The sequence below is a fragment of the Acidovorax sp. FG48 genome (assembly GCF_057809085.1).
Genome location: NZ_JBMDJH010000002.1, coordinates 192,661 through 208,333, shown reverse-complemented (window position 1 = coordinate 208,333; position 15,673 = coordinate 192,661). Strand labels below are relative to the sequence as shown.

The 15,673-nt window shown below is 65.0% G+C and carries 29 protein-coding genes; 26 read left to right on the top strand and 3 right to left on the bottom strand.

What is annotated here, in order from left to right; all coding sequences use genetic code 11:
* Positions 1-14 precede the first annotated feature (14 nt).
* Positions 15-512, bottom strand: a complete 498-nt coding sequence (locus ACODSU_RS03945) for a phage regulatory CII family protein (protein ID WP_488840260.1) — start codon at positions 510-512, stop codon at positions 15-17.
* Positions 513-757: 245 nt separating this feature from the next.
* On the opposite strand from ACODSU_RS03945, the gene ACODSU_RS03940 reads away from it, so the two are divergent.
* The 3 genes from ACODSU_RS03940 to ACODSU_RS03930 all read left to right on the top strand — a co-directional run bounded on the left by ACODSU_RS03940 (position 758) and on the right by ACODSU_RS03930 (position 2,281).
* Positions 758-1,006 carry a hypothetical protein gene (locus ACODSU_RS03940; protein ID WP_488840258.1) on the top strand — a complete coding sequence of 83 codons (249 nt, stop codon included), beginning with the start codon at positions 758-760 and terminating at the stop codon, positions 1,004-1,006.
* 73 nt (positions 1,007-1,079) lie between these two features.
* A complete protein-coding gene (locus ACODSU_RS03935; RefSeq protein WP_488840256.1) occupies positions 1,080-1,601 on the top strand; it encodes a hypothetical protein in 522 nt (173 codons plus the stop codon).
* Between the two features lie 317 nt (positions 1,602-1,918).
* Positions 1,919-2,281: a hypothetical protein gene (locus ACODSU_RS03930; protein ID WP_488840254.1), complete on the top strand. Its 363-nt coding sequence runs from the start codon at positions 1,919-1,921 to the stop codon at positions 2,279-2,281.
* Positions 2,282-2,601: 320 nt separating this feature from the next.
* On the opposite strand, the gene ACODSU_RS03925 is transcribed toward ACODSU_RS03930, so the two are convergent.
* On the bottom strand, positions 2,602-2,907 hold the full coding sequence (locus ACODSU_RS03925) for a transcriptional regulator (protein ID WP_488840252.1): 306 nt from the start codon (positions 2,905-2,907) through the stop codon (positions 2,602-2,604).
* On the opposite strand from ACODSU_RS03925, the gene ACODSU_RS03920 reads away from it, so the two are divergent.
* The 23 genes from ACODSU_RS03920 to ACODSU_RS03810 all read left to right on the top strand — a co-directional run bounded on the left by ACODSU_RS03920 (position 2,906) and on the right by ACODSU_RS03810 (position 14,565).
* Positions 2,906-3,403 (top strand): helix-turn-helix domain-containing protein, encoded by a 498-nt coding sequence (locus ACODSU_RS03920; RefSeq protein WP_488840250.1) that lies wholly within the window; start codon positions 2,906-2,908, stop codon positions 3,401-3,403. The two genes, ACODSU_RS03925 and ACODSU_RS03920, sit on opposite strands and share 2 nt — an antisense overlap.
* 421 nt (positions 3,404-3,824) lie before the next feature.
* The gene (locus ACODSU_RS03915) at positions 3,825-4,040 is read left to right on the top strand and encodes a hypothetical protein (RefSeq protein ID WP_488840249.1); all 216 of its coding nucleotides are present in this window, start codon (positions 3,825-3,827) and stop codon (positions 4,038-4,040) included.
* Between the two features lie 131 nt (positions 4,041-4,171).
* The gene (locus ACODSU_RS03910) at positions 4,172-4,414 is read left to right on the top strand and encodes a hypothetical protein (protein WP_488840247.1); all 243 of its coding nucleotides are present in this window, start codon (positions 4,172-4,174) and stop codon (positions 4,412-4,414) included.
* Positions 4,411-4,566: a hypothetical protein gene (locus ACODSU_RS03905; RefSeq protein WP_488840245.1), complete on the top strand. Its 156-nt coding sequence runs from the start codon at positions 4,411-4,413 to the stop codon at positions 4,564-4,566. The genes ACODSU_RS03910 and ACODSU_RS03905 overlap by 4 nt, the downstream gene beginning before the upstream one ends.
* Positions 4,563-4,721 (top strand): hypothetical protein, encoded by a 159-nt coding sequence (locus tag ACODSU_RS03900; protein ID WP_488840243.1) that lies wholly within the window; start codon positions 4,563-4,565, stop codon positions 4,719-4,721. Before ACODSU_RS03905 ends, ACODSU_RS03900 begins: the two co-directional genes overlap by 4 nt.
* Positions 4,718-4,966: a hypothetical protein gene (locus ACODSU_RS03895; RefSeq protein ID WP_488840241.1), complete on the top strand. Its 249-nt coding sequence runs from the start codon at positions 4,718-4,720 to the stop codon at positions 4,964-4,966. The genes ACODSU_RS03900 and ACODSU_RS03895 overlap by 4 nt, the downstream gene beginning before the upstream one ends.
* Positions 4,967-5,012: 46 nt before the next feature.
* A complete protein-coding gene (locus tag ACODSU_RS03890; protein WP_488840239.1) occupies positions 5,013-5,363 on the top strand; it encodes a hypothetical protein in 351 nt (116 codons plus the stop codon).
* A 5-nt stretch (positions 5,364-5,368) separates the two neighbouring features.
* Complete coding sequence (locus tag ACODSU_RS03885; RefSeq protein WP_488840237.1) at positions 5,369-6,229, top strand: DUF2303 family protein; 861 nt, start codon at positions 5,369-5,371, stop codon at positions 6,227-6,229.
* 42 nt (positions 6,230-6,271) lie between these two features.
* Complete coding sequence (locus ACODSU_RS03880) at positions 6,272-6,640, top strand: hypothetical protein (RefSeq protein ID WP_488840235.1); 369 nt, start codon at positions 6,272-6,274, stop codon at positions 6,638-6,640.
* The gene (locus ACODSU_RS03875; protein WP_488840233.1) at positions 6,637-6,861 is read left to right on the top strand and encodes a hypothetical protein; all 225 of its coding nucleotides are present in this window, start codon (positions 6,637-6,639) and stop codon (positions 6,859-6,861) included. Before ACODSU_RS03880 ends, ACODSU_RS03875 begins: the two co-directional genes overlap by 4 nt.
* Positions 6,858-7,490, top strand: coding sequence for a hypothetical protein (locus ACODSU_RS03870; protein ID WP_488840232.1), 633 nt, complete (start codon positions 6,858-6,860; stop codon positions 7,488-7,490). Before ACODSU_RS03875 ends, ACODSU_RS03870 begins: the two co-directional genes overlap by 4 nt.
* Positions 7,487-8,161, top strand: a complete 675-nt coding sequence (locus ACODSU_RS03865; RefSeq protein WP_488840230.1) for an ASCH domain-containing protein — start codon at positions 7,487-7,489, stop codon at positions 8,159-8,161. The genes ACODSU_RS03870 and ACODSU_RS03865 overlap by 4 nt, the downstream gene beginning before the upstream one ends.
* Complete coding sequence (locus tag ACODSU_RS03860; protein ID WP_488840228.1) at positions 8,158-8,454, top strand: hypothetical protein; 297 nt, start codon at positions 8,158-8,160, stop codon at positions 8,452-8,454. Before ACODSU_RS03865 ends, ACODSU_RS03860 begins: the two co-directional genes overlap by 4 nt.
* Positions 8,451-8,942 (top strand): hypothetical protein, encoded by a 492-nt coding sequence (locus ACODSU_RS03855; RefSeq protein ID WP_488840226.1) that lies wholly within the window; start codon positions 8,451-8,453, stop codon positions 8,940-8,942. Before ACODSU_RS03860 ends, ACODSU_RS03855 begins: the two co-directional genes overlap by 4 nt.
* Positions 8,943-8,996: 54 nt before the next feature.
* Positions 8,997-9,641 (top strand): Lcl C-terminal domain-containing protein, encoded by a 645-nt coding sequence (locus ACODSU_RS03850; RefSeq protein ID WP_488840224.1) that lies wholly within the window; start codon positions 8,997-8,999, stop codon positions 9,639-9,641.
* An 83-nt stretch (positions 9,642-9,724) separates the two neighbouring features.
* Entirely contained in the window at positions 9,725-10,225 is a 501-nt protein-coding gene (locus tag ACODSU_RS03845) for an Lcl C-terminal domain-containing protein (RefSeq protein WP_488840223.1), read from the top strand.
* A gap of 77 nt (positions 10,226-10,302) precedes the next feature.
* A complete protein-coding gene (locus ACODSU_RS03840) occupies positions 10,303-10,770 on the top strand; it encodes a four helix bundle protein (RefSeq protein ID WP_488840221.1) in 468 nt (155 codons plus the stop codon).
* Positions 10,771-11,118: 348 nt separating this feature from the next.
* Positions 11,119-12,027, top strand: coding sequence for a DNA cytosine methyltransferase (locus tag ACODSU_RS03835; RefSeq protein ID WP_488840219.1), 909 nt, complete (start codon positions 11,119-11,121; stop codon positions 12,025-12,027).
* The gene (locus tag ACODSU_RS03830; protein WP_488840217.1) at positions 12,024-13,127 is read left to right on the top strand and encodes an RNA-directed DNA polymerase; all 1,104 of its coding nucleotides are present in this window, start codon (positions 12,024-12,026) and stop codon (positions 13,125-13,127) included. Before ACODSU_RS03835 ends, ACODSU_RS03830 begins: the two co-directional genes overlap by 4 nt.
* Positions 13,124-13,375 (top strand): hypothetical protein, encoded by a 252-nt coding sequence (locus ACODSU_RS03825; protein ID WP_488840215.1) that lies wholly within the window; start codon positions 13,124-13,126, stop codon positions 13,373-13,375. Before ACODSU_RS03830 ends, ACODSU_RS03825 begins: the two co-directional genes overlap by 4 nt.
* A gap of 16 nt (positions 13,376-13,391) precedes the next feature.
* Positions 13,392-13,913, top strand: a complete 522-nt coding sequence (locus ACODSU_RS03820; RefSeq protein WP_488840213.1) for a hypothetical protein — start codon at positions 13,392-13,394, stop codon at positions 13,911-13,913.
* Positions 13,913-14,305, top strand: a complete 393-nt coding sequence (locus tag ACODSU_RS03815; RefSeq protein ID WP_488840211.1) for a hypothetical protein — start codon at positions 13,913-13,915, stop codon at positions 14,303-14,305. Before ACODSU_RS03820 ends, ACODSU_RS03815 begins: the two co-directional genes overlap by 1 nt.
* Positions 14,302-14,565 (top strand): pyocin activator PrtN family protein, encoded by a 264-nt coding sequence (locus ACODSU_RS03810; protein WP_488840209.1) that lies wholly within the window; start codon positions 14,302-14,304, stop codon positions 14,563-14,565. Before ACODSU_RS03815 ends, ACODSU_RS03810 begins: the two co-directional genes overlap by 4 nt.
* On the opposite strand, the gene ACODSU_RS03805 is transcribed toward ACODSU_RS03810, so the two are convergent.
* A complete protein-coding gene (locus tag ACODSU_RS03805; RefSeq protein ID WP_488840207.1) occupies positions 14,562-15,623 on the bottom strand; it encodes a tyrosine-type recombinase/integrase in 1,062 nt (353 codons plus the stop codon). The two genes, ACODSU_RS03810 and ACODSU_RS03805, sit on opposite strands and share 4 nt — an antisense overlap.
* Between the last annotated feature and the right edge of the window lie 50 nt (positions 15,624-15,673).

Genomic DNA, 15,673 nt, shown 5'->3' with positions numbered 1-15,673 from the left:
CGCGCGGGTCCGGGTCACTGCTCACCCCCAGGCGCCTTGCGCATGTGCGCTCTCATCGTGCCCAGCATGTGGGCAATCGCGGCCTGATGCTCTTGCGCGCAATGTTCCGCTCGGCGCATTTCGTTGCTAGTCACAGCTTGGCTCGGCTGCCCCGCCATGCGTGCCAATGGGTCTGCCACGGCACGCATCAGGTCAGCAAACGTCACCTGCGCACGCATGCTGGCTTCCAGCATGTCACCACCAGTCTGGTCAGGCGTGGCATTCACCACCACCTTGCCCATGTGGTCCGCCATCGCGTGCAGGATTGCGTCATTGCCACTGAAGTACATCAGGTCGAGCAACTGGCGGGGGTGAAACACGTGCTGCGGGTTATTCACATTCGCCTTCTGGCGCAGTACGTCCAGCGTCATGCCCATGCGCTGCGCCAGCACAGCGGTACCACCCGGAAAGCCGTGCACCGTGTGATAGATCACATCGAGGATGTCCATACCCGCAGGGGGTCTGTTGACCATCGCCTCATCGCTGACGTGGGCAAGACCAGGCGGAATTGAGACAGTTATCCCCATGCCATCACTCCCAAGAAAAAGCACCCGCACCACCCCGCACAGCGGAACACAGCGCACTTGCCTGCGCGCTGCGACCCTGAACAAAAGGGGTAAGGAGGCACCCCGTCCGCCATGCGGCATGGACGGAGGTGCGAGTGACAGAACCATTGACCAACCCCAGGCCACCCCAACGGCAACCCGAGGACAAACGCATGCCCACACCAATGGCAGACACGCAAACGAACGAACCAACAGCACCACCCACCACAGACCAGCGCCTGGCCGCCATGGAGCTACTGCTGCAGCAGCTGGTGCTGGTGCTGGAGTGCGAGCCCACCTTCACAGCCGACGCACTGCACCGATGGAGCACCCTGGCCCAGAAACGCATGGCAGCCACACGCAGCACGGACCCAGGCACCTTGCAGGCGCTGGCGCAGCTGCGGCGACGGGTGCTGTCGTAGCGCGAGGAGGTGGCAGCACCCGTGCAAGAATGGAAGTACCACCTACCATTTCCCGCACGGGGCTGCACCAAACATGGCCGTTGAAATCTCATCATTCATCGCCTCGACCAGCGCGCTCGCCGATATCGTCAAAGCTGTCATCAGCGCACGCGACAGCGGAATATCGGCGGCCGTCAAGGCGGACCTCACGGAACGCCTGCTCCAAAGTCAGGCCCAAACCTCGCAGGTACTCGGCGCCATCATCGAGAAGGATGGGCTTATCCAGGTCCTTACGCAGCGCGTACGCGAGCTGGAGGCTGAGCAAAGCGAGAAGGCTCGTTATCGCCTTGCCAAAGTGGGAACTCTCGGGGAGTTCTTTGCCTATGAGCTGCGCCCGCCCAGCGAACTGGTCGAGCGCGCCGATGAGCCGCCGCACTTCCTCTGTCAACCGTGCTTCGATGCCGGCAAGAAGAGCGTCCTGCGCATCGCCTACAACGTCGCTCACTGCAGCCTGTGCAATGGCTCCGTTGCCACCGCACCGAGCACCCTCAAAGCCAAGCCCCAGCGCACTGTCATCAACCCCGGCAGCCCCGGATGGGGACAAAGGGATTGGTGAACGACCGGGCTCGGACAGACGGATAGACACCGCGGACTGCGGAGAATCATCAACACCCCGACCTATCGGCCGCCCAGCAACACCGAAATGCTCACAAAAGCGCGCCAACGCAGCAGCCGAAGGGTTCAAAGGCACCCACTTGCCAGAAAGGGGACCACTTTTCACGCTACGCAGACGCTTATGCATGCACCACCCCCGCTACGGTTTCAGTAGCAGTGCGGGCAATCGCGCCGTGCGCGCACCAAGCAAAGGGCGGGCATCCGCAATCGAAAGACAATGCGCTTCTCACTTCAAACCACCTTTCGACAGGGACACCCATGAAACTCAACGCCGACAAAACCAGCGCCCAGCTCACCATCAATACCGAGCTGAACGCAGCGGGAGTCGAAGAATTGATACGTGCACTGGCCATGCTGCGGGCGCAGATGACGCCGGGCGTACCAGAACGACCCAGCGACACCCCTGCAGGCAACCTGCCAACACTCACGCAGGACTCGCCATCACTGATCATGGACAACCCCACCAGCAACGGCACCGTCATCCTTCGGCTGCGCAACCTGGGGCTGGGCTGGACCAGCTGGCGCCTTTACCCCGACCAACTGGACGGCTTGCGCGGGGCACTGGAAAGTTTCAACAGTCAAAGTACCGTCAGCGCGCCCGGGGATGTACACCGACATTGACGGCAATGCTTCCAAGCCCGATCGGTCAGCAGGTATCACCACACGAAACCAGGTTTGCCCCTCGGCTGAGTAAACAGCCCCCGCCAGCGAAGTGGAATACTCGAACGGCGTGGCGCCTCTGCCTCGCACCTCATCCACCAAACGGCAGAATTGCAGCGACACGTCAAGTTGCACAGACCCGTCAGGCAGAGGCGTCCACCAGAAATAGGGGCCACGCCTCATCAACTCACGCCTGCGCGCCAGAAGCTCGCCGCTTGTGCAACGGTCCACAAGCAGCTGAAAGTCGCTTTGCAACCGGTCTCGAAAGTCCGCAAGGGTTCTCATGCCACCACCCCCGCTACGGTTTCAGTAGCAGTGCGGGCATGCTGGGCGGGCGCATCGACCTCAGAAGGCCACCAATCCTGCCAGTCATGCGGGCGCAACTCGCGGCGACAGACCCGGCCACCAGTGATTTGCTCAATGCGCACGCACTGCTTTGGTGGAACAGGCCGGTAGTTCTGGTTTTCCGTGTCCAGCAGCCACTGCCCTACAGCCACAGGCGAGATCTGCAGCGCAGCCGCCAGAGCGCGCTGGCTGCCGCAAATTTCAATGGCGCGACGCAAAGCCGCGAAGTTGGGGGTTTCCATGGCCGTGGATAGTAAAGCATTACTTGCCCATAGTAAAGCATTGGCCGACCACACTTGCAACCCCTACGATAAAGCAATGCTTTCAACCTCGCAGCTTATGGCCGAAAAGCTCAGGCGTGCCCTACAAACAAGGGGCATGAGTCAGGCCGTATTCGCTGAGCGTTGCAAAGTTAGCAAGCAAGCCGTGCAGGGCTGGCTAAAGACGGGCCGCGTGGACAAAAAGCACCTGCAGACTTTTGTCACAGTGCTGGGGTACCCGCTCGAATGGTGGCTGGATGCGAGCGCATCAGATCCAACACCCGCCCCTAGCCCACCACATGTTGCGCGTGAACCAGTGCCGATACACTACGGCAACACCGGGTGGCCGTTCGCTAGCATCAGCGCAACCGAGTACGCCAACCTCACCGAGCGCCAAAAGGGAATGGTCGAAGGCTATATCAAGGGCCTGCTGCACGAGTCGCCGCCTGCAAAAAGCAACGGCACTTACAACGCCTGAAAGGCCGCGCGGAATCGTGTTGCAGTTCGTGCCGCGCAAGCCTAGCATGCATGTTTCGTAACTCCAAGAAACGAATGCACACATATCAATGATTCGCACAACTACCGCCGTCCTTCTGGCAATTGCCATCGCTCCCACCATCCATGCACAGGTCAAGTGCACCATGCCAAACGGCGTGGTCATTACGCAGCAATTGGGCGGCTGCCCCAATGGCGCAGTAAAAGCTAGGGCAGCTGATGGCAGCGAAATCGCCCTACCCCCACCCGTGCGCAAAAGCCCGCCAACACAGAGCGCCACTGCAGTACAGCCGAAGCCCGCTCCAGCACCAGCCCCCGCACCCGCTCCGCCCGCAGCCACACAGCGCCGCACAGAGCCCAGCGCCTACGAATTTGCCCAAGTCATCTGCAAAGCCTTTGAACAGGTGGGCGCCACCACCTGCGACATCAACTCCAACATCCTCAGCGACAGCACCATTGAAACCACACTGGCCATATCACCGAGCAACGCTGCGCTGACATGCAGGGATGTGGCGGCATCGATGCGCGCCAAAACCAACGCTTTCGACGACAAGAACTGGAAGATCCTGATCTTCTCGCCCTTCAGCGGCAACAGGCCCATCGCATCCTGCCGCCTCTAGGCCGCACGGTCACCAAAACAAACCGCCATCCAGGCGGTTTTTTCGCGCCCAGCGGTACACCTATGCTTTACTTTAGAAAAGTAATGCTTTACTATTTCCTCCACACGCCACCCCGGCGCCCTGGAGGAACGATGCAAACAACCGCCCCCGCCGCACAGGCCAAGACCTCATACCTGGTAGAGGTCCACTTCCCGACCACCGGCAAGCGCGCCACATTCCGCTGGCCCACCCGCCGCCAGGCCACGCGCTGCGCCAAAGACTTTGCCCCCCTGCCAGGCCAGACCGCGACCACGGCGCCAAAGGTCACCATCACCGAAGTGCTGGGCCGCATGACGTTTGAAGGCTGGGCGCAGGTGCAAGGCGGTGCCGCATGACCCCCACCCTGCGCCCCTTTGCCGTCCACTGCGCCGGCCTGCACTACATCGCCATGGCCGAAAGCGCATGCATGGCCATCATCAACGCCATGGACCTGCACGGCGTGCATGCGGCCACGGCTGCCCCACTGGCCCAGGCGGTGCTGGCATGACCACCCGCCCGCAACCCCTGCGCAAGCCCACCGCGCTGCCAACCCTGCGCAGCCAGAACGCCGACGCCGCCTGGACCGCTGGCTGGTGGTACGGCAAGGTCACTGGCTTCTTTCTGGGCGTGGCCTTCGCCGTGCTGGTGGGGTGGCTGAAATGACCAACACCCACCCCCTCACCGACCGCCGCGCCCGCCCGCGCACCGGCAGCCACACAGCGCCCACCTACCGCGCCTGCGCCGCCAACGCCTGCCGCCAGGGCCACAAGGCCTGCCCCACGCCGCAGGCCTGCGAGGTTGCCGACGAAACACCAGCCACACGGGCCGAGCTGCTGAGCATCGCCCTGTGGGGCGCGTGCGTCGTGCTCGCCATCGTTGGCGCATTGGTTTTGAGCGCTGGCGCTTGATGCACTTGCGCCGGTTGCTATCAATTTCATAACACACAAGGACGCCATGAAATCCTTTGCCCACCTCCTGAACGAGATCAACGAAGGCAGCACGCACGCCGCGCTGACCAGCGACCTGGCCGAGCTGCTGCGCACCGTGCAGGTCACCGGCCGCGCTGGCAAGTTGACGCTGACCATCAAGGTCGTGCCTGCCGTGCGCAACACCAGCGGCGGCGACATCGACCGCGTGAACATCACCGTGGACCGGACCCTGGCCCTGCCCAAGCCCGAGACACCCACGGACTTCTTCTACCTCACCGAAGACGGTGAAACCACCCGCAACCACCCCCGCCAGCAGTCGCTGGAGCTGCGTGAAGTCGCCACCACCACCCCACCCGCTCAATTCAAGGAGGCCTGAGCACCATGGACGAAACCACCAACACCCTCGGCGTGATCAGCGCCGACGACGCACCCGAGGCGCTGAGCATTGCCGAGAAACTGGCCGCCAACGTGGCCGGCGCCCTGGCGCCCCGCACCATCGACGGCGCCACCATGATGACGCTGCCCGACGGCTATCAGCTGAAGGACATCACCGCCATCATCGAGGCCGCCCAGCCCCACCGCCGCCGCGCGCAGGGCACCGTCAACCTGGGCGACGTGCACAGCCTGCTGGCCTACTGCGCCGACCAGGTGGCACAAGAGCGCGGCTACATCTACGCCGACCCCGACGCCCGCACCATCACCGCCGTCTTCAACGACCAGCGCAGCACCCTGGCTCCCGGCTGGCGCGACCACCGCGCCACCTTTGCCGCCGTGTACACGCCCGAGTTCAAGAAGTGGATGGACAAGAACACGGTCAACATGGGCCAGACCGAGTTTGCCGAGTTCATCGAAGACAACCTGGCAGACATCCAGGGCGACCAGGCGCAGAACCTGCTGACCGTGGCCACCACCATCCAGGCCACCAACGGCATCAACTTCAGCAGCGCCCGCCGCCTGCAAGACGGCCAGACCCAGCTCACCTACAACGAAGTCATCAACGCCACAGCGGGCGCCGACGGCACGCTGAAGATCCCGCAAACCTTCGCCCTGGGCCTGCGCATTTTCAAGAACGGCGAAGGCTACAAGCTCACCGCCCGCCTCAAGTACCGCATTCACAGCGGCAGCGTGAAGTTTTGGTACGAGCTGGAGCGCCCCGAGCGCGCCGTCGAAGACGCCTTCACCGGCTACGTGAACACCGTGCGCGAACAAAGCGGCTACACGGTGCTGATCGGCAAGCCATAAGCGCCAGCCGCTATCAATTCAGCAGCACGCAGGAGCAACCCCATGCACCACACCGGCACCCTGTTCATGAGCAAACAGCGCCCCACCGTCGGCGCAGAGCCCGGCGGCGCCTTCCGCCTGGACCTGGTGCTGGTGGACAACATGGGCCGCAACCCGCACAACGGCCGCGACGAGAAAGAGGCCTACCGCGTGCGCTGGATCGGCCCCGAGGCGCAAGCCTTCTGGGCGGCCCACAAAGGCGACCTGACCCCAGGCACGCCACTGCACGCCGAGCTGGAGCGCCTGCGCGTGCACCCCGGCCCGCAAACCTTCCCGCCCCTGCCAGAGCTGCGCGGCTACGTCGTGCGCCTGCAGCTGGCACCCCGCCGCGCAGCCAGCGCGCCAACCACCACCGAAGCGGCCACCGCATGAGCCCGCGCGTCTCTGCATCCAAAAACCCCGGCCTTCCCATGATCGTCAGCAAATCCACCATCGAAAAGCAGGCCACCGAGGCAGCAGGCAAAGGCCAGAGCATCAATGACGCCTGCCCCTACCCCTTTGGCACCGAGGCTGCAGACCACTTCAAGGCCGTCTACCTGCTGGCACTGCCCAAAGCGCAGGCCAGCACCCCAAGCAAGGACACGCCAGCATGACCCCCTCCCACTGGATCATCACCGCCCACGGCGCCGACCAACCCATCAGCGGCCCCGCCGCAATGCTGGGCACCATGCCCACCATCGAGGTCATTGCCCACAGCCTGGCGCAGATCAACCGCTTCACCGGCCACGCCGTGCGCCCCTACAGCGTGGCCGAGCACAGCCTGCTGGTGTGCGACATCGTGGCAGGCATGGGCCTGGGCCCCGCCGCCCAGCGCGCGGCCCTGATGCACGACGCACACGAATGCCTGTGCGGCGACGCGGCCAGCCCCGTCAAGTGGGAGCTGGGCACAGCATGGATGGCGTTTGAAAACCCGCTGGCCATGCTGATGCGCAAGCACTACGGCCTGCACGCCACCTACACCGGCTGGCGCGAAGCCATCAAGCAGGCCGACCTCATCGCCCTGGCCACCGAGCGCCGCGACCTCACCCGCTTTGACCCCGCCACCAACGCCCCCTGGCCCATCTTGGACACCCCAGGCGCCCGGGTGCTGCCGCTGGACACCGTGGACCTGAACAGCCCCGTGCGCGTGGCCATGAGCTGGCGGCACCACCGGGATGCGTTTGTGGAGCGGTACCAGACACTGACGACGCAGTGCAGCGCGCGGGGCGAGGTGGTGGCATGAGCAAAGAGCGCCCCATCCTTTTCAGCGGGCCCATGGTCCGCGCGCTGCTGGATGGCAGCAAGACGCAGACGCGGCGGGTGATGAAGCCGCAGCCCACCGAATTCGTGGGTGGCCCCGGCGTGACATCGCGTGACGGCTCACCCGCGCCGCTTGTGCCTTTGGACGATTCAGTGGAGCCATACGGCCGCGAGATTGTCTGCCCCTACGGCCAGCCCGGCGACCGGCTGTGGGTGCGGGAGACATGGCAAGGACCACTGCTGCAAGAGTTTGAGGTTGATGCGGACCCTGACTGGCACTATGCCAGCCACATCCACCAATACCAAAACCCAGCGCATTGCGAATATGCCGCAGACGGCGGGCCGAAGCCTGAGTACACGGACGCCGACGACGTCATGCGTCAGGGCTGGCGCCCCAGCATCCATATGCCCCGCTGGGCCAGCCGCATCACCCTCGAAATCACCAGCGTGCGCGTGGAGCGCCTGCAGGACATCAGCGCAGACGATGCGCGCGCCGAGGGCTGCCCCGACAAACCCATACCCGGCGCAGAGCAGGCCAGCGTGGACCTACTGGCAAAGCTCTGGTACCACGATCTATGGGAACAGATCAACGGCCCCGCCAGCTGGGCCAGCAACCCTTGGGTGTGGGCCATCGAGTTCCAGAGGCTGCCATGACCCACCCCACCCCCGAACCCGGCAGCTACGAGGCCCGCCACCCCACGCCGGTGCAAAAGAGCGCCGCCACCCGCGCCGCCAACGCAGCCCGCCGCCGCGCCCAGGCCGAGCGCGTGGACCGCGAGGCGCGCGAGCGCAGCGAGTTTTTGAACAGCCCCCACTACCGCTGCCCCGAGCTGGACCGCAACCCCGGGCTGACCGATGCCCGCTTTGCCGCCTACCACCTGCCCAGCCGCGTGGGCAACCGCCTGCACTTCCCTGACGGCCACATTGAAGAGGTACCCCAGCCATGAGAACCGCACACCGCCTGGCCAGCCTTGCCAAGCGCGCCCCCCTGGCGCAGCCCAAGGCCATGCCCAAGTTCTGGCGCACCAGCACCAGCCCGCAGCAGCGCCTGGACGCCCAGCTCATCCACTGGGACCTGATCAACCGCTTTACCTCCGGCACCGCCGACCGCGCCGACCTGTGGGACTGGATGGAAACCGGCTTCACCTACTCGCAGCTGATGCGCCTGCTGGCCGAAGACGGCACCGATTTCACCCCCGAGGCCATGGCCGCCATCAACGACCAACTCAACACCTATGAGGCCATCGCCCTGCGCCACGCCCGCACCGGCCGCGTTGGCTTCAACGCCGCCGAGCTGCTGACCGCCCGCGCCGCCGCCTCGGTGTTCGACAGCCTCATCGAGCTGGACCGCTTCGGCCTGGCCGAAAAGGCCGTGATCTGGAGCACCGAGCAGATGGTGCATGTGCGCCGAAAGATGCTGGCCGCCGCTGCTTAACCCCCCACCACCAACCCGACCAACCCCACCACCACCACCACAAAGGCACCCACCATGCACATCGAAACCGTCAACATCACCCTGCTGCAGCACGAGGCCCCGCATGCCGCACCCAGCAGCATGGACCAAGCGCTGCAGATTCTGCAGTCCCTGCAGCGCGCCGCTGAAAGCACCACCCTCTGCACCGTGGCAGCCCCATCCGCTCCCGCACCAGCGCCCACCGCCGCACTGACGCCACCAGTACCCGGCCAGCCATGGCCCGGCCAGGGCGGCATCTACATCTGCACCCTGCCCACCCAATTTGGCCTGCCAGCCCGTCACCTGGTGGTGGGCACCAACGAGGCCGAAGACCTTACCTGGGGCCCATACGGAGAAGAGGCCCCAGGCGCCACCAGCCAAACCGATGGCCGCGCCAACACCGCCGCCTTGACCGCCAGCGGCAAAGGTCACCCCGCCGCCACCTGGGCCAGCCAATACACCGAAGACGGCCACGCCGACTACCACCTGCCCAGCCGCATCGAGCTGCTGATGTGCTACCTGCACGCGCCCCAGGTGTTCAATACCTCGGGCTGGTACTGGAGCAGCTCGCAGTCCTCGCGCTACGGCGCCTGGTGCCAGGGCTTCGAGTACGGCGGCAGCGACGCCTACCTCAAGGACGACGAGTTCCGCGCCCGTCCTGTCCGCAGCATTCAACTTTAGTCCTTCACCCCTTCGCCACTTTCACCCACCCACCACCGGCGCGCAGCGCCGGTCCGACGCAAATTTTTGAAAGGCAGCACCCCATGCGCACCATCACCCTCCCACTGTTCGGCACCCTCCTTTCCACCCACGGCGGGCACTTCGGCGCCATTCTGCGCGGCGCCGCCGCTGACGGCAGCGAGGACTACGCCCTGATCGTGTCAGAGGCATCGGCCGATATTGAAGACACCACCTGGTCTGAGGACTACACCACCATCGCGGGCGCCGACAGCAAGACAGACGGCCGCTCCAACACCGAGGCCATGGCCGCCGCAGGCCTGCAACTGGCCCTGCGCATCCAGGCCCTGGACCTGGGCGGCCATACCGACTGGTACCTGCCCGCCGCCGCCGAGCTGCGCGCCCTGTCGGCCACCGTGCCAGAGCTTTTCCAGCAGAAGGACTGGTACTGGAGCAGCTCGCAGTGCTCGCGCTACGACGCCTGGTGCCAGGACTTCGAGTACGGCGGCAGCACCGCCCGCAACAAGGCCAACGAGTTCCGCGCCCGTCCTGTCCGCAGAGTTCAACTTCAAGCCTTGAACACTTAAGCCCTCCCCAGCAGCAGCACGGCGCGTAGCGCCGTCCGCGCGATTTTTTTGGCCCACACCGACCCCGCTTTGCACCCATGTCTCTCGCCACCGACCTCGAAATCCACAAACAAGGCACCGCCCTGCTGGACCTGTGCACCGACGTGCAGGCCCGCATACCCCGCGCGTTCCGCGCGTCCATGGGGTACCGCATTTCGGATGAGTGTGTTGAGATACTGGTGCTGATCGGTCGCGCCAACGCCGCCCGCCAGCCGCAAGACCGGGCAACACACCTGGAGCAGCTGCTGGAGCGCCTGCAGGTCGCGCAAATCCTGCTGCGCACCGCACACGCCAAACGGCTGATCGCCACCAAGCTGTGGGCCACCAGCATCGAGCTGACCGACACCATCGGCAAGATGGCCAACGGCTGGCTCAAGAACGCCCGCGCCCGCATGGGCGTGCACACCGGCGACGGCGACGCACCCAGCAGCGCCACCGCCATTACGTCAGCAGGCCCCGGCTACACACCCGGCCTGTTCGACAACGCCGCAGCGCCTGCAGCATGACAGCCAAGGCCGCCATGCCCGTGCGCTTTATGAATCTGGTCGAGCCGCTGGGCGCCTGCACACCCGCAGGCCTCACCGCCAGGCGCACCACGGATACCACCGCGCGGCACACCAGCGCGACCCGGTCCGGCGCAGTTCCCCCGCTGATCGGCTGCGCAAGCCTTCGGCAGGGCGACGTAGATAGCTCGACGCTTCGCAGTACTCGCGCAACAACGCCTGGTGCCAGGACTTCGAGTACGGCAACAGCAACGCCAACAACAAGGACAACGAGTTCCGCGCCCGTCCTGTCCGCAGATTCAACCACCCAGGCGGGCTTCATCGCCCGCCACCCAATTTCTGTACGCCACCATGAAAGCCATTGATCTCTTCGCCGGAGCAGGCGGCTTCAGCACCGGCGCCATCATGGCCGGTTGCACAGTGGTGTGGGCGGCCAATCACTGGCCCGCAGCCGTGGCCGTGCATGCCGACAACCACCCCACAACAACCCATGCCTGCCAAGACCTGCAGCAGGCCGACTGGCGCATCGTGCCAGCGCACGACCTGCTCATGGCGTCTCCAGCCTGCCAGGGCCACAGCAAGGCAAAGGGCAAAGAGCGCCCCCACCACGACGCCATGCGCTCCACCGCCTGGGCCGTAGTGTCCGCCGCTGAATGCCACCGGCCCGCCGTGGTGCTGGTTGAAAACGTGCCCGAGTTCGCTGCATGGCAACTCTACCCGGCTTGGTGCGCTGCCATGCACGCACTGGGCTACGCCCTGGCGCCGATGATTCTGGATGCAGCCGACCACGGCGTGGCCCAGCACCGTCGCCGTCTGTTTGTGGTGGCCACGCGCAGCAAACACCCCATCGAACTGGCCCTGCAACCACAGCCGCACATAGGCAGCGGCCAGATCATCGACTTTGACGCAGGGCGCTGGCAACCCATCCACAAGCCGGGCCGCGCCGCCACCACCCTGGCACGCATAGCCCACGGCAGGGCGCGCCACGGCAGCCGGTTCGTGACGGCCTACTACGGCAACGAACCTGGAGGGCGCAGTCTCGGCCGCCCACTGGGCACCATCACCACCATCGACCGCTGGGCCGTGGTGGACGGCGAACGCATGCGCATGTTGAGCGTGCCTGAATGCCGCCGCGCGATGGGATTTCCCGACACATACCGCCTGCCAGAGCGCGCAAGGGACGCCATGCACATGCTGGGCAACGCCGTGGTGCCCATCGTGGCGCGCGACGTGATCAACGCAATAAAGGCCGCGGCATGACTACCCCCACCCTCAACACCCTCCTGCAGGCCTACATCGACTGCCGCCAGCACAAGCGCAACACCGCCAGCGCACGCGAGTTTGAGCAGCACCTGGAGCGCAACCTGTGCGACCTGCACGCCGAGCTGCTGGACGGCAGCTACCGGCCCGGCCGCAGCATCTGCTTTGCCATCACCCGCCCCAAGCCGCGCGAGGTGTGGGCCGCGCAGTTCCGCGACCGCATCGTGCATCACCTGCTGTACAACCACATCGGCCCGCGCTTCGAGGCATCCTTTGTGGCCGACTCCTGCGCGTGCATCCCAGGCCGGGGCACCCTGTACGGCGCCCAGCGGCTGGAGGCCCAGGTGCGCAGCTGCACCCAGAACTGGGCCTGCCCCGCCTTCTATCTGAAGTGCGACTGCGCCAACTTTTTTGTCAGCATCCGCAAGCCCATCCTGCTGCAGCGCCTGGCCGCCCGCATCCATGAGCCCTGGTGGCGGGCCCTGGCCACCACCATCCTGATGCACGACCCGCGCAGCGACGTGGAGGTACGCGGCAAGGCCAGCACCCTGCGCCGCGTGCCCGCACACAAGAGCCTGTTCAACGCGCCCGCCGACACCAGCCTGCCCATTGGCAACCTGAGCAGCCAGTTCTTCGCCAACGTGCTGCTGGACGGCCTGGATCAGTACGCCAAGCACAAGCTGCGCGCGCCGCACTATGTGCGCTATGTGGACGACTTTGTGCTGCTGCACCCCGATGCCCAGTGGCTCAGCGCCGCGCTGCGCGACATCACCACCTGGCTGCCCGCGCACCTTGGCGTGCAGCTCAACCCCAGCAAGACCATCCTGCAGCCGGTGGACCGGGGCATCGACTTTGCGGGCCAGGTCATCAAGCCCTGGCGCCGCACCACCCGGCGCCGCACCCTAGCCAGCGCCCTGCAGCGCATCGAGCACATGCCAGCAGCCGAGGTCTTCAGTGCAGGCAACAGCTACCTGGGCCTGGTGCGCCAGGCCAGCCACAGCCACAAGGAGCGGGCGGCAGTGTGCCGAGCACTGCTCAAGCGCGGGCATGCAGTGGAAGGGATGAATTTGAGCAAGGTATTTCGGAGGAATGAGACATGACTAACCCCGCAACCCCAGAGGAAGCCGAAACGCTGGCCACCAAAGCCGTCAGCGACTACCTGAACGCCTGCCGCATGGACAGCGCCGAGAACCTGGGCAACTACCTCATGAAGCTGGCAAGCGTGGTGGGCGTCGCAATGGCCCGCGCCGAAGGCTGCGACATGGCAGCCGCACGCCTGCTGGGCACCGCGCAGTTCATCACCCAAACCATGCCGCAGACACCGGCACGGATCACCCCATTGCAGTAAGTCATCAATGACCACCATGTCCGCCCTACCCAAAGACCAAGCACCCGAAGCGCTGCGCACCCAGTTCGAGGCGCTGGCCAGCGATCCGTCATTCAAGCTGAGGCGCTCGCGCCGTGGCACCTATGTGAACCCAGCAGTGGCACGCGATTGGAAGTGGTTTCAGCTTGGGGCAAGCCATACCCAGGAGCTAGTGGCCTACGCCGTGTTTTCTGACAACGGGAACATCCGCCTTTGGTCTCAAAAACCAATCAACCACCCAGACGCCCAGCCCCTCTACAAACCAGCGTCCCAACAGACAACCACGACCCGCGAAGCGGCAGCGCCGCCAATCGATGGCGAAATGGCACTGATCGAAAAGGCCGCCCAGCGCGTCGGCATTAAGAGCCTGCTGAACCACGGGGCCGGTTCACTGGTGTGGTCAGAAGGCGTGCACGGCGTCACTCAGGGTGACCTGGTGGCATACACGCGCGAGATTGCTTTGCACTGCGCCGTTGCTTTATCCGCCACCACCTACACCACCGAGCCAGGAGGAGCCTGATGCACAACCCAACCAAAACCCACAGCCGCGTCAGCCCCCAAGGCCAAGCAATGGGTAAGAACACCACCCGTCTGGCCGCCCTGGGCCTGCAGCGCCTGCAAGCCCAGGGCCTGGCCAACGTGCAGGCCCCAATGCTGCGGGCGGAAATGTGCAAAACCTGCGCATGCCAACCCAACACCGTGCCCAACGGCTGCCTGCAAACGCAGATGGATTTTCTCAAAGCAGCTGCAGAGGGCCGGCCATTCCGCTGCCACGCACCCAACGACGGCCGCCTGTGCGCAGGCTGGGTGCGGGCCCGCGCCGAGCTGGCGGCCAACCCGCTGCCGCCCGAGGCTATGAAGCTGATCGAAAAGTGGGACTACTCGCCGCCGGATGAGGAGCAAGCAACATGAATACCTTTTTCGCCCTCATGGCCGAATACGGCACGGCCCAGATCCCCGTAGAAAAGTGCGCCAGCCTATTTGGCCTGTCCCCCAAAAAGGCCGAGGAATACGCCGGCCGCCAGCGCCTGCCCGTGCCCGCCTTCCGCATCGGCTCGCAAAAGAGCCCATGGCTGGTGGACGCGCACCAGCTGGCCAAGCACCTGGACGCCGTCAAAGAGCAGGCCCGCAAGGACTGGGAGCGCATGCAGACGGCCGAGGCAGCGCCCTAGCGCTCGGGCACATCCTCTGGGTGCAGGTGGGTGTAGCGCTTGAGGGTGGCCCAGCTTTCATGCAACGTGAACTGGGCCACCTCCTGTATGGAGTAGCCCCGCTCAAACAACCGACTGGTGGCCTCATGCCGCAAGTCGTGGAAGTCCAAGTCCTCAATCTCCAGCAGCTTGCACGCCCGGGTGAATGCCGCACTGACCGACTTTGAATTAAACGGGAACACAAGCCCGGCATCCTTGCCCGCCGCCTTGGGCTGGCGCTTGATGATCGCCACCGCCTCCACTGGCATGCGGAATTTGCGCCGGTTGCCCTTCTTTTGGCGTGGGTGCTTCACATCATCCAGCCAGGCCACCGCCTTGTCCATGTCCACATCCACCCAGCGCAGGCTGCAAATCTCCGCCTGCCGCCGCGAGGTGGCCAGCGCAAACAGCATGATTTCCACCATAGGAATCTTGGCCCGGGCATCCCGGCTCTTAAAGTGAGCCAGCAGCCTGCTTTCCTCATCCGCCGACAACCGGCGCGACCGCTGCCGCGACTTAGCCACCACCCGCACGCGTAGCAGCTCCTCCCGGGCTCGGTCCAGCGCCATCAGCGGCCCCGGCAGGTCACGCGCCACGGCCGCATGCATCAGCACCTGGCGCAGCCAGATCAAGTCATTGAGCACCGTGGATGGGCCAGCACCATCCACAGACCGGCGCAACCGCGCATGCTCCATGAAATCCTGCGCCGTGAGCTTGGTGGCGTCTTTGGCCGCCAGGGCCGTGCCCTTGAGCCGGTTGATATCGGCTGTCTTGCTGCGCCCCCACTCGGTCACGTTTTTGGCCGCGCTGACATAATCCGTGATCAACGTTTCCAGCGTTACCCCCTTCACCAAGGGTTTCCCGCTGGCGCGTACCGCCTCCAACTCCGACTCCCGGCGCCGCTTCCACTCTTCAGCCAGCACCTTGCGGCTGAACGTTTGCGCCTCGCTGTGGATCACCTTGCCATCCCGCTTGATGCGGATCTGCGCGGTGTAAGAGGTCGTGCCGTCGGCGCGCTTGCGCGCAGTGATAGTGCCCATGGAGTGCGGTGCTACAAGCCCAAATTTGTAGCACTCACTGTAGCACCACC